The 252-nt window shown below is 72.6% G+C and carries 1 protein-coding gene; it reads right to left on the minus strand.

The features are described from left to right. The coding region (locus tag MFF64_RS37125) for a hypothetical protein (RefSeq protein WP_238194063.1) at positions 1-252 on the minus strand (252 nt) is incomplete at both ends.

The raw sequence follows: 252 nt of genomic DNA on the forward strand, positions 1-252 counted from the left end.
GCCAGCACCTCGGCATAGGTGTCGGGGTGCGCCTCCAGCACCGATCGCACGGCCGGCCCGAGCTCGGGATGGGTCAGCGTAGAGCCGAAGGTGCAGTGCAGGATCTGGCGGCCCGGTTCGCTGAATCCCGCGCCGGCGCCCACGTCCTGCCAGCGCTCCAGGTAGACGGTCTCGAGCTCCGGCGCGCGCAGGTCCTCCGGCGGCGGCACCCGCTCCACCGAGGCCGACACGTGGTAGGTGGCCTTGTCGGTG

It is taken from the genome of Methylobacterium frigidaeris (assembly GCF_022179185.1).
Lineage (GTDB): Bacteria > Pseudomonadota > Alphaproteobacteria > Rhizobiales > Beijerinckiaceae > Methylobacterium > Methylobacterium frigidaeris.